This is a genomic window from Blautia sp. TF10-30, from assembly GCF_003481245.1.
GTDB classification, from domain to species: domain Bacteria; phylum Bacillota; class Clostridia; order Lachnospirales; family Lachnospiraceae; genus Fusicatenibacter; species Fusicatenibacter saccharivorans.
In genome coordinates this window covers 1-12,167 of record NZ_QUKM01000025.1, presented here as the reverse complement: position 1 = coordinate 12,167, position 12,167 = coordinate 1, and the positions used below count along the sequence as shown (strand labels likewise).

The following is a 12,167-nucleotide window of genomic DNA, read 5'->3' as shown; positions in this document are numbered from 1 at the left end:
CTCGGCTTTTTCCACGGCGTTCCATAGGGTCTGGCGGTCTGCGTATTCTGGCGGTGCATGGGACGGCAAGAGAATGTCAGAGCAGATCACGCCGCCCTTGCGGGTGTAGTCGCTGTATTCGCCGTAATACTCGCTATACAATCGCTCCCCGGCACGGTAGGCGGCAGAAGCAATAGCGGACTGTCCTGCGCTTCGCTTAGTCTGCGTGACGCTCAGATGAAATAGTGCCATCGGCTTTCAACTCCTTTTCTCTGTTCGCTTGGTTGGTGTGAGTAATCGCCATGTGACGGACGGCTCGCTGGACTTCGGACAGAGAAAAGATGTACTCCATCAGCTCTGTCATTTCGGTGCGTGTGAGATCTTTGACCTCCGGGGCAAGGCTCTCAATCGTGCCGCCCAGATTGCAAAGACGATGGGTGCGTTTCTGCCTTTCGCCTTTCTCCAGATATTTCTTTCTGTTCTCAAGACGGTTGAGCTTGTGCTTCTCCTGTGCAAGCTGCGTCTCGGCTCGTTCCTTTTCGGCTCGGAGCTGTTCAAGGGTTTTCGGTTTTGTCATTGTGATTGACCTCCTTTTTTGATTTTTGGGATAAAAAAAGACCGTCAACTTTTCGCATAGTGCGACCAGTCAACGGTCAGTTTTTCGGTATTCAGTTTTTCAAACTTGCTGGCGGCGAACAGCATTTTATGCTGTTTGCGGACGGCAAGTCCACAAGGGATAGCCGCTTTAGCGGCGCAAGGGGGTGTAGCCACCTTGACGGAACGAAGTGACGCAACATTCTCGGTCAAGCAGTTTTCTTCTGCTGACGGAGAATGAAGCTCCGCAGGACGCACGATACTCCCGATAGGAGAGTATAGAAGTGCGCCCTTTAGTTCCTAAAGGGATTTTCTTCTGACCCAAATTACATAAAATGTAGATCAAGACATTTCTAAGAGGTACTCTCAGATTTTCACAACATAAGGTTCATCTTCAATAATACCCTGATCGTGGGTAACAATGATAACCGTTTTACCTTCTTCATTGAGTTCGTGCAATAACCTCATAACAATATCTCTATTTTTCTTGTCAAGTGAGCCAGTAGGTTCATCTGCCAAAACAACAGAACATTTTTTCATCATAAGACGAGCTAAAGCAACTCTCTGTTGTTCACCACCGGAAAGCTGATAAACTTTTTTGTTAACTTCCTTTGATAACCCCACACGATTAAGAGCTTCTTTAAGTGATACTTTAGTTCGGCTTGATTTTTTAATCAAACTTAAATTTTCTTTAACTGTCTTATTTTCAAGCAGTGCAAAATTCTGAAAAAGAAACCCCACTGTATCCGCAAAAAAACTGTTTTTATTTTTAAGCCGGGTAATATTCAGCCCTTCGATTATGATACTGCCGCTATCCGGCTTTTCGATACCACCAATCATATTGAGCAAAGTGCTTTTTCCACTGCCGCTATCCCCGCTGATTACTACAAAACTTCCATCCGGAATTTCCAAATTAAAGTTGGAGAAAATTATTTTCTCTCCAAATGCTTTATTTAAGCCACGAATTATAATCATAAACATCCACCTTTCAAGGACTTTGAGATATTTGTTTTTTCAACCCACATAACATTTGTGAAAATGATTGCCATTTCAATAATGGTGAGCAATGCTCCAACCAGTAAAGCAATCCCGACACTTGCGTTAGATATAAAAAGCGAAACAATGCAAATCAATATCACAACGGCTATATTTTCTAAGAGATTAACGGAAATAAATCTTTTGTGCCTTTCATAAAAGCGATAGCCCAAAACCTTTTTGAGGGAGATTTCCATCGCATTAAGTCTAAATTCCATTTTCACTTCAGATATGATGATAGCGATATCTAACAGCAATACTAATACGCAAAGAGAGCTTATAAAGCCAATCAGTTTCACGAGGAAACTATGACTATAAGTATAATCCTCCCCGACATTCGTCAGCATAAAATAGTGTGGACCAAGCTGTTCTGCATATTTTTTCGCAGCATTACGAATTGTGCTTTCATCGCATCCGTAGATCACCTCACCATTATATGTTCCTGTTTCGATATAACTTCCATTCAAAGCAACAGCCTCATTTGCCTGATAAATAACAATCGGATTTGTTGCTCTTGACAATCCGTCAATAGCCTCTTCTCTGTTCGAATTGAGATAATAAAATTGCTCTCTGCCAGAATATTCTTTATAAACAACACGCAGTTCTTCTGCATTTTGGGTAAGAGAGTCAATTTCCTCTTTTGCGATATCTTTGTATGATTCCGCATTTTTTCCCTTTGGCACGAAGACCACGATATCCTCTTTTTCATCATCTTCAGTAAGCATATCAGAAAACCCTTGCAGCATATCTCTGGCATTATGATTTACAAAAATATAATTATCCGTATCGCTTATCCGGCTGCCTATGCAGACCACCGGATTTATAGTGTTGTATTCATTTTCGTAAAGGTCATTCCAAAATTCGCTCTCTTTGGATTCCTCCTCATTTTCTTCAAAAGGAGGTTCAATCTGCATAACTCCAAAATAGTAATCATTATAATGATTTTCTAAAAGAGTAGTGTTTGTAAGTAAATTACCTTGAATGCTACTGAGATTTGTAGTTATTGTAAAAATCGTCATAGCAGTAGCAAATACTTTAAGACCGTTCAGAAGATAAAACATACCTTTTTTATCTGAAGCATTGGCAAAGGCTTTTTTTACATCAAAGCGGACAAAAGCAGCATAAGGAATTACGGAAAGAACTGCTCCGGCACAATACACTGCCAAAATGAGATGATCTTCATACGCTCCCGATATAAATTGAGAAACAAGCAACTTTGCTAAGACGAATAATGCAGCATATGAAATCATATCAGCCACTACAGCTTTTAGAGCAATCACAGCAGCATTTTCGCCCAGAGAAGCTCGTACAACTACTTCCTTTTGTCTGCGTATCACCTCAATCATATTAAGTACAATCATCAATATGGCAACCAGGCCCCAAACAATGAACATCATATCAGTTTCGGTTGATTGCCAAAACTCTGGCTGCGATATAGAATATTCTTTTGCCAAATCTTGATATGTGGCAATAATGTCATCATCGTCACCGATATAGCTGACCATTATTTCCTGTCCATTGCCTGTGTTTTTTGCTTCTCTAAAATCTTCAAATTCTATTACGGTGATTCCGCCTATCAAAGCCGTATATGTTTTTTCCTCAATATCCATTGTGCTTTTAAGACTATCCCGAACAACGGTATCATCACCATAAATATAAAGTCTTGTCTGATAATTAGAAACTCTCTGATTAAAAGTCGAAAAAATATGAACACCATGCTTCTCAGCTGTATCTTCTGCATTGGCTAAAAATGAATCCATATCGTCATTAGTAGTTGTGTATCTGGACGATAAATAATAAGCACCATTAAAGTTCCAGAGCATATTTTGATATACTTCAGCTTGCATAACAAAAGCAAAAATAATCGTAATCAACAGCAATATATTTCTTATATGTTTCATTTAAAATTCTTAAACCTCCTTTGAATAGGTAACAGACACACGATTGCCCAAAATACTAATATGGATTTTTTCATACAACCACATTCTCTTGTTAGATTCTAATTTTCCGTTTTCTTTATTCGCATAAATTGTACCATAAAACTCGTGAACAATTCTACCGCAACTTTGGACTACATGAGAAAAGTCCGAACAGTTTTCTGCCCGGACTTCCTCGCTCAATCATAAATCAATTCCACTTTCACAATCTCCTCTGCCTGTGCCTTGCAAGCGTTCATCTGCCGCACCCATTCCATTTGGTTTTCGGCTTTCAGTTGCTCGGTCACGCCGTTTTGCTCTGCCAGTGACCGCACGATCAGCTCCATGCGGTTTCGTGCTGTTTCGTCAATCTCGGCGCAATGCTCAAAGAGCTTGTCGGATAGCACCAGCTCATTGAACAGTATCGGACGGTGCATTTCCAGATACGCCTTGCGAAGTCTGCCGTAGTGTCCGAGGGGCTTGGTCTTGCGGATAATGATGTTTGGGATAAGATAATCGCCGTTCTGTGTGTAAGTGATATTCATGCTGTTTGTACTCCTTTCATCGGCTCTCTCTGCGGTAAACTGCTGACAGGGACGAACACGCCCTTTGCAATGTCCTCCGCACGAATGGCGGCTTTCTTGGCTTCGATTTCTGCCTTTTTCCGCTTTTTGATTTTGTCCTCGTATCGCTTCTGTGCTCCGCTGGCTTTCCGCTTCAAGTAGTTCTGGTGGAGCCTGTCCTTGCGTTCCTCACGCTTGCGGATTTCCTCTAATTCCTCCGGGGTAAGCTCCACTTCGCCAAACGCAGGGGGAACGAAACGACCCACGAAATTGAAGTAAATCTCGACCTCCTGTGTGGTCTGAATACTGCCCTTGCGGTCACGCTCATGCACAAGGATTTTCTCAATAAACTCATTGAGCATGGCAATCGTCAGCTTGTCGAAGTTCTCATACTTGTCAATCAGAGCGATAAAACGGTCAGCGTCCTTTTCGTGCTTCTCGTAGCTCTTGATAGCCTTTTCCAGAACAGAGATTTCAGCGGTAAGCTCGGTCTGCTCCTTTTCATATTGAGCGTCCAGAGTGGCATATCTGCTGTCAGACAGCTTTCCTAAAATGTTGTCCTCATAGATTTTGCAGAGCAGGACTTCCAGCTCGGAAACTCTCTGCTTTGCGGTGGCAAGGCGTATCCGCTGTTTCTTGACCTCTGCCGTCTGCTGGCTGGACTGCGCTTCCTGCACCACTCGGACAAACTCGGCTCTGTCATGCTTCGCATACTCGGCAATAGCTTTGAGCATTTCGGAAACAAGGGACAGTACCACATCTTCATTGATACGGTGCTGTGTCGTGCAGAGCTTTCCAACTGGGACTTTGCTGTATTGGGAACAGGTATATTGAGAAATACGCTTGCCGTTGTTGGTACGGTGGACATACATCTTGCCGCCGCAATCGGCACAATAAAGCAAGCCTGTGAGGGGAGCTGCTTCGCCCCAGCCGTCCGGGTAGCGTCTGACATTCCCACGGATTTTCTGCACAAGGTCAAAGGTCTGCTGGTCAATGATAGCTTCATGGGTATTCTCGAAAATTGTCCATTCGTCCTCCGGGACATAATGGCTTTTCTTGTCCTTGAAGTGCTTTCAGGTCTTGAAATTGATGGTGTGTCCCAGATATTCACGCTTTTCAAGAATGTTGCAGATGGTGGAAGAACCCCAGCCGTACACATCTTTGAAGGTCTTATTTTTGTTCACGCCCTCGCCGTGCCGGGCAAGGTAAGCGGACGGAATGAGGACTTTTTCTTCTTTCAGCTTGCTGGCGATCTGATACGGACCGTAGCCGTCAATCGTCATGGCAAAGATGCGCTTGACCACCTCGGCGGCTTCGGGGTCAACCAACCATTGGTCTCTGGCTTCGTTCCAAAGATAGCCGTAAATGACCGTGCCTGTGAGGTGCTTGCCGGACTTGCCTTTGGACTGGAAAGTGGAACGGATTTTACGGCTGGTGTCTCTGGCGTAGTATTCGTTCATAATGTTGCGGAAAGGGGTAAAATCATCGTCCCCTCTGGCACTGTCCACGCCGTCATTGATGGCGATAAGGCGAACGCCACGCTGACGCAGGATTTCCATAATCTGACCGACTTTCAGATAGTCACGACCCATGCGGCTCATGTCCTTGATGCACAAATACTCCACATTCCCGGCTTCCACTTCTTTCATCATTGCTAAAAATCCGGGACGGTCAAAGCAAGTACCACTAATGCCATCGTCCGTGAAATGGACAATGTTTGTAAAGCCCTGCCGTGCGGCGAACTCCTCCAACATTGCCTTTTGATTGGATATGGAATTGCTCTCACGCTGTTGGTCATCATCTTTGCCAAAGTCATCACGGCTCAGTCGTTCGTACAGAGCTGTGATTTTCTCATTTTTTCTCATAACTTGCGCTCCTTTCTTCGGTTTTAGGTTGTGTGTTCTAAGAGACTTCCCAACCGCTTGATTAAGAAGTCTTTTAGAGCATACAACACCGGCGGCCAGCTTATATTTCTTATACTGGCGCACCGCAAAGTGATTTGGCTTCTCGGCTTCCAGTGCATCAAACATCAGGTCTACGGGGTTTTTGAACTCCTCGTCATCCTCACGGACTTCCATGGCGTTGATGAACTCAATGAGGGTAGAGAAGTTCTGCTCCTCCACCGGAGCCTCATAATGGATATAGCCAATAAGCGCGCAGTACAACAAGGTTTCTGCTTTTACCCAGAAATCGTCTCCGGCCTTGCCTTCGCCTTTGGTATTGGCGATCAGCGTTGTCACCAGCTTCAAAATATCCTTTTCCGAGTGGATGTATGCAAAGGGGTTATAGTGCATGGACTTCTTGAAGTTGATGGTATTTAGGACCTTGATTCGGTACGGCTCATAAATGACCTTGCCGTGCTTATCCTTCATGGGCTTTCCGTCCTTCCCCAGCTTGGGCGCACCCCTTTGGAGCATTTTTCCGCACTCCACCAGAATTGTTCCTTTCGGGTCCGTCACAACATAGGAGCTGTGCATCTGCATCAGGTTTGGTTTCAGCCAGAATCGGGTCTTACCGGAACCGGAGCCGCCAATCACCAGTACATTTTTGTTTCTGGCAGTCTTGGGGTCCTTGGGGCGGCTGTTCATGGTCAGGCTCTCCGTTTTCGTCAGAATCACATTGTTCTGAAATACAGGATCAACGTAAGGTGCAATATCCTCACGGGTTCCCCAGCGGGCCGAACCATATTCCAAACCATGTCGATATTTCTTGGCGTTCTTGCTTTTAAGATACACCGCCAGCCTCAGACTGCCTCCACAACACAGTCCTACCAACAAGTCCAATGGATGCAGGCTTGGCCAGAAACTTTGCAGCGCCCCAGGCAGAACCGCAATCAGCGAAAGAAACTTTTCTGAAGCATCCGCCCCTTGTGCCATTCGCCATGCCTCTCCAAAATTGGTAGCAAACAGTCCCATCAGGATATACGGCATATTCAGCAAAATGAGCTTTTTGATGTCCAATGTCTTTTTCATCGTTCCAGCTCCTTTCGCTTGGTGCGATCCACCACAGCATTTTTAACCATCTCTTTGAACCGGTTAAGTTTTGCCAGTACGGACGGGCGCTCTGTTTTCGTTGCCTTTTTGACCTTTTTGTTGGTGTACTCTGTAAAAGCTGCTGTCAGAGCATCTGCATCACGGCCTTTGAAAAAAATCAGGTACTTTGGCGGAGAACTGCTGCGGTCCTTTTTCACCGCATAATCCACACCATATTTCCGGGCGATTTTCTCAAACTCCTTGATAGAGGGGTCTGTGATCTCAATGTTGGATATTCCCTGATTCTGCCCGACAAGCTGCTTCACAGTCTGTTTTCCATGCGGAACAACCGGCGCATCACGGCTTCTCTGTTTTTCCAGCTTCTTTTCCTTTCGATGTGCCATGTACTTGCTTATGGCAGCCTTAAACATTCTGCCGGTAAACTTTGTTCCACTGACAACCAGCGTCAAAGTTCTGTTTTCCACTTCTTCCTGCATTTTCTCGCCTCCTTTCCACGAAGTTTGCAGGGAATCTCTTTTTTTGCTAAGGCGGAACCACCAGCCGCCGGAGGAGGTATTTTTTCATCGCTCCATCCCGCGGCTCTTTTTCTTTACCGGCTTCTTATCCGGCAGATTCCACTCTTTCCGGAACTCTGCCACACCTTTGGGGTCAAATGCCTTCAGCTTCTCCAGATCAAAGGCAACAGCAGAATATTTTCCATAACCGGACTGAACCTGATAGGGAAGCACCTTCCCCAATTTGTTCTCTTTGATGAATCGCAGCAAATCCTTGCTGATGTCACCGGAAATAAACGCCTCTCCGGGGTCCAGGGAATATCCTGGTAGGTTCACCGTCATATCTGCAAACGCCTCTGCTCCATCTTCTGTATGGGTAATCATGCCGATATAAAGCCGCTGATTATTCGCATACATTCCAAGTTGCAGCGATATGGTTTCTTCCCCATATTCCCACTTAAAGGGTACTTTCTTTTCCTCATTCATATCGGATTCCTCCTATCGTATCTGTTCTTTGTGGTCATAAAACAAATCTCCATTTCTGACCTTTGCATGGCTGAGAATCTTGATCTGCCCATTTGCCTGACTGTCCAGAGCTTTTTCATAGCCTATATCTGACAAAAACAGGCGGGTGCGTTCTCCTTTCCAGCCAACCGGGGAGTCATGCGTCAGTACATCAAAAATAATCATGTGCCGGGTGTTCTCCGCAAATCGCTGGAGATCCATGTAGTCATGACCGTGATAGTTCTGCGCCCCGGCTTTCTGGCGCATTTCCTCCATCAGCTGCCCGATTGTTTTGCCTTCCTGCATAAAACCCACTTCCTTTCCGTTCTTATGAGACCAGCAAGATCATCTCCCGCAGCTGAGCAAAATAGAGCTTGCCCTGGGGCGTGACCAGCGTGTAGGAACCGGTATGACCGTGGTTGCAGTAGTCTTTGACGCAAAACAGCCCTGCATTTTTCACATTGGCATAAGGCAGCACATTGCCGGATGCCGTGCGGTACACAAACCGCCGTTCTATCAGAAACCGAACAAACCGGCGCTCCGGGACATCCAACTCTTTGGCGGTAGTCCTGAGATTGGTGCTGTGCTTTAAGTCGATGAACAGGTCATAGAAAGCGGCTTTGCCCTCCAGCTGTGCATTTTCCTTACGCAGAGAAATATTCGCTTCACGCTCAGCCAACAAGTCTGAGCAGAGCTTCATCAGAGCCTCCGGGGAAGTGGCAACCTCCCACAGCTTCTCTTTTGTGAGATAGGCCCCGTGCTTACGAATAGTAGGCAGGACCTCATCGAATACCCACTGTTCAAACCGCTCTGCCGATGGCAATTTGCTGTGAACGATCAGGCGGTACAAATCTCCTTCGGGGATAAAAGTCATACTGATTTTGCGGTCGGGGCTTTGTGGGTGAGGTGCGTCGCGTTTCACGACATACCTACAATGGCGGATAATTGCATCGCGGGGATTGCTGTACCCCAGCGCAGCGGCCACATCCGTTCCGCAGAACAGGTATTTGCCGTTTTCTTCGATGACCCGGATACTGCCAAACTCCGGGTTTTTGAAAATTTCCATCTGGTTCATGTCGTGCCTCCTTTTGCATGATAAAAGGCGGCCTTTACCAGCCGCCTGCGTGCATATCGTGGTTGACCAATGAAGTGAAGTGATTGTTCATGGTGGTAGGCGCATTGAACAGCACTGCAAGCAGGTACTGCTTCATGTTGCGTACCTGGGTGGTATTCTTTTGCAGACAGTCCATGACAAACTCGATGTGGGAGCTGTCCAGTTTCAAAAAACGGGAACGCACGATCTCGTGAGGGAAGTCTGCCCCAGAGATCCGGGTGGTCTTTCGTTTGGCACAGACCGTTTCGACCAACAGCTCTACGATCTCATTTAGGTCATCCAGGTAGAGAGGATAACGCTGCTTCAAGCAGTCATACTCGATATTCTCCAAAATCAACTCCCGATAATTTTCTATCTCTGTGACAGACATCGCATCCCTTCCTTTCCGTTCCGGCGGTCTTGCCGCCGCTGTTTCCCGGAAGGGAATGGAATCGGTACTTGATCCATAAGTAATTGATTTTTCTGTATTTGATTTCTCTATATTTAATTCTGCGGGCTTTTCCATATCCGGTCTTACCATATCCGGGTTTTCCGTATCTGGTGAAGCCGTATCCGGCTGGGACATATCTGGCTGGGGCTGTTCATAGATGACATACTCGGTATCTGTAATCCGCCCACTTTTATCGCGTCTCTGATGGCGCACGATATATCCGGCTCCTTCCAGTTCACGCAGGGCAGCACCGATGGCATCCACGCCTTCCTTACAGATCTTTGCAAGGCCACGGGTAGTGTAATTCCAGTCCTCTGGCAAAGACAGCATCATGGAAAGCAGCCCCTTGGCTTTTAACGACAGATTTGCATTTCGTAAATGATGATTGCTCATCACGGTATAATCACGGGTCCGTTCAATGCGAAAAACGGCCATCGACCTCACTCCTTCCGAATTTTGGGTACAAAAAAACCGCAATCCTCATTTCAAAGAATTGCGGTGTTCAGCGCTTTTCAAATTTTCTTGCATAGAACCAAAACAGCGGCTTTTGGGGACGCGCCTCTGTAAATGGCTCCTCCTGGGCGAAAGGAAGTGTTTGCATCACGCGGTCAATATCCGTTGAATCCATGTCATGCTGAGATTTGCAATCTTCCCGGATTGCTTCTTGAATTTCCTTTACCGTACACATAGTCATTCCTTTCCTTTCGTTGTATGGGTTTATGAGCGGCGGCGTTTTCCCGGTTTGAAATCGAGGATATGTCCCTCAATCACACGAGCGTAACGCTTGATTTTGATCTCCCGGCGCTGTTGGCTTTGCAGGGCGGCCTGATACCCGTCCTCAGTCAAAAACAACCGCATTTCATCTCCGGGGCTGCCGTAAGCAGTGCTGGGACGCAGGACGGAAAACTCGATCATCCAGCGGGTATTATCCCAAAACCTCTCTACGGCGAGAATGTTGTGTCCTTTCAGCTCACGGGCTGAAATATCCCTCATAGGCGGCTCCTTTCATCGTTCCTGGTCTCTCTGACGCTTTTTCTGCCATGCCTCCAGCAGCTTGATAATGGTTTCCTGCATCCGCTGGGGCGTATAGCTTTTGGGGAAATATTTCCGCAAAGTGTCGGAGGTAAATGTCACTCGGTCCAGATCACTTTTCTTTTCCTCACCCATGATGACACGCATCATATCGAGGGTCAGATGCCCCTCCTGACTGTATTTTTTGAGCCGCTGAGCTTGAGAAAGAGAAGGGGTAGCCTGTTCGCTGTCCATCGCGTCCAACAGGTCTACCTGTTCCTCCTTTTTGAGAAAGGACAGCTCATAGGCAGGGTTCAGGGCAATCTTCTTTTCATCCACCATATCCATCAATTCAGGAATCAGCTCTGTCAGACGGATATAGCGCTGAACTTGATTTCTGCTTGAACCAGCCTGCTGAGCCAATATTTCATCGGCTCTCAACTTCGTCCCAACTTGGGACGAAGTTAAATCAACTCGCTCTCCCTGATGTTTCATGGCATCCAGCTTCATCTTGTAGGCAAATGCTCTTTCACTGGGGAGCAGACTTTCTCGTTGCAGGTTGCTGTCAACCATAATGATCGTGGCGGCATCATCATCCAAATTCCGAACAATGACCGGCATGGTCTCCTTTTCTGCCAGCTCACTGGCTCTGTGCCGCCTGTGTCCGGCTACCAGCTCATAACCGCCCTCCGGGTCCGGTCGAGCAATCGCCGGAACCAGAACGCCATACTGCTTGATACTGTCTGCGGTCTCCATCATGGCTTCGTCATCCTTGACTTTGAATGGATGCCCTTTGAACGGGTGCAGTTCCGACAGCGGGATTTCTACTACTTTTTCTCTCTGAGCATCGGCACGGCTCTCCTCCGTAGAAAACAGATCATCTACCGATGCCAGTTCTACTTTTTTCGCGCTGCTTTTCAAGTTTCAACACCTCCTTCGTCAGATTTCGATACCCCTCTGCCACCTTACCGCCAGGGTCATGGACGAAAATGCTTTTTCCCTCTGCGCTAATTTCCTTTGCACGGACAGAGTGTGGAATCTCCGTTCCAAAGACTTTGATTTTACTTCCATAGGTGTCCCGCAGCAAAGCAGCAATCTCTTTGGCAAAGTTGGTGCGGTTATCCACCATCGTCAGCAGTATACCGTCAATCTGGAGCTTTGGATTGATCTGCCGTTTTACCTTGCTGACCGTAGATAAAAGCTGTTCCAGTCCTTTGGCGGGCAGATACTCTGCCTGAACGGGAATTATGATCCTGTTCGCAGCCGCCAGCGCATTGACCGTAAGCATCCCCAACGAGGGCTGACAGTCAATCAGGATATGGGAATATTGTCCCTTCAGTGTGTCCAGATATTGCCGTAAAACCGTTTCACGGCTCATGGCGTTTACCAGAGAAACCTCCATACCGGAAAGCTGAATATCCGCAGGCATCAGGTCAACGCCTTCTGCATGATGCAGAATACCTTCTCCGGGGCGTATAGGCTGATCCATCAGAATTTTGCCCATTGCATCCGACAGTGTAAATGGCAGCTTGTC

General features: G+C 46.6%; 15 protein-coding genes and 1 pseudogene. All 16 read right to left on the bottom strand.

Annotated features, from left to right (window positions below):
- On the bottom strand, positions 1-231 hold a 231-nt coding region (locus DXD02_RS15890), incomplete at its 3' end, for a MobA/MobL family protein (RefSeq protein WP_243108256.1).
- Positions 197-556, bottom strand: coding sequence for a DUF3847 domain-containing protein (locus tag DXD02_RS14875; RefSeq protein ID WP_015524579.1), 360 nt, complete (start codon positions 554-556; stop codon positions 197-199). The genes DXD02_RS14875 and DXD02_RS15890, both read right to left, overlap by 35 nt.
- Positions 557-600: 44 nt before the next feature.
- On the bottom strand, positions 601-786 hold the full coding sequence (locus tag DXD02_RS14870) for a hypothetical protein (protein WP_005944784.1): 186 nt from the start codon (positions 784-786) through the stop codon (positions 601-603).
- Between the two features lie 153 nt (positions 787-939).
- On the bottom strand, positions 940-1,548 hold the full coding sequence (locus tag DXD02_RS14865) for an ATP-binding cassette domain-containing protein (RefSeq protein WP_002593328.1): 609 nt from the start codon (positions 1,546-1,548) through the stop codon (positions 940-942).
- A complete protein-coding gene (locus tag DXD02_RS14860) occupies positions 1,545-3,509 on the bottom strand; it encodes a DUF1430 domain-containing protein (protein WP_002593327.1) in 1,965 nt (654 codons plus the stop codon). Before DXD02_RS14860 ends, DXD02_RS14865 begins: the two co-directional genes overlap by 4 nt.
- A gap of 215 nt (positions 3,510-3,724) precedes the next feature.
- Positions 3,725-4,069: a TnpV protein gene (locus DXD02_RS14850; RefSeq protein ID WP_002593326.1), complete on the bottom strand. Its 345-nt coding sequence runs from the start codon at positions 4,067-4,069 to the stop codon at positions 3,725-3,727.
- A pseudogene (locus DXD02_RS16300) lies at positions 4,066-7,059 on the bottom strand (DUF4368 domain-containing protein). The gene DXD02_RS14850 and the pseudogene DXD02_RS16300 overlap by 4 nt, the downstream one beginning before the upstream one ends.
- The gene (locus DXD02_RS14840) at positions 7,056-7,556 is read right to left on the bottom strand and encodes a PcfB family protein (protein WP_117499047.1); all 501 of its coding nucleotides are present in this window, start codon (positions 7,554-7,556) and stop codon (positions 7,056-7,058) included. Before DXD02_RS14840 ends, DXD02_RS16300 begins: the two are co-directional and overlap by 4 nt.
- An 84-nt stretch (positions 7,557-7,640) precedes the next feature.
- Entirely contained in the window at positions 7,641-8,060 is a 420-nt protein-coding gene (locus DXD02_RS14835) for a DUF4313 domain-containing protein (RefSeq protein WP_055658165.1), read from the bottom strand.
- A gap of 12 nt (positions 8,061-8,072) precedes the next feature.
- A complete protein-coding gene (locus DXD02_RS14830) occupies positions 8,073-8,384 on the bottom strand; it encodes a DUF5720 family protein (RefSeq protein WP_025487374.1) in 312 nt (103 codons plus the stop codon).
- Positions 8,385-8,406: 22 nt separating this feature from the next.
- A complete protein-coding gene (locus tag DXD02_RS14825) occupies positions 8,407-9,153 on the bottom strand; it encodes a BRO family protein (RefSeq protein ID WP_117499049.1) in 747 nt (248 codons plus the stop codon).
- A 34-nt stretch (positions 9,154-9,187) separates the two neighbouring features.
- A complete protein-coding gene (locus tag DXD02_RS14820; RefSeq protein ID WP_110104043.1) occupies positions 9,188-10,057 on the bottom strand; it encodes a DUF6017 domain-containing protein in 870 nt (289 codons plus the stop codon).
- A 67-nt stretch (positions 10,058-10,124) separates the two neighbouring features.
- Complete coding sequence (locus DXD02_RS14815; protein WP_006775626.1) at positions 10,125-10,316, bottom strand: hypothetical protein; 192 nt, start codon at positions 10,314-10,316, stop codon at positions 10,125-10,127.
- Between the two features lie 23 nt (positions 10,317-10,339).
- Positions 10,340-10,615, bottom strand: coding sequence for a DUF5720 family protein (locus DXD02_RS14810; RefSeq protein ID WP_006775625.1), 276 nt, complete (start codon positions 10,613-10,615; stop codon positions 10,340-10,342).
- A 12-nt stretch (positions 10,616-10,627) separates the two neighbouring features.
- Positions 10,628-11,554, bottom strand: coding sequence for a ParB/RepB/Spo0J family partition protein (locus DXD02_RS14805; protein WP_117499051.1), 927 nt, complete (start codon positions 11,552-11,554; stop codon positions 10,628-10,630).
- Positions 11,511-12,167, bottom strand: a 657-nt coding sequence (locus DXD02_RS14800; protein WP_147399090.1) for a ParA family protein, incomplete at its 5' end; no start/stop codon positions are given. The genes DXD02_RS14805 and DXD02_RS14800, both read right to left, overlap by 44 nt.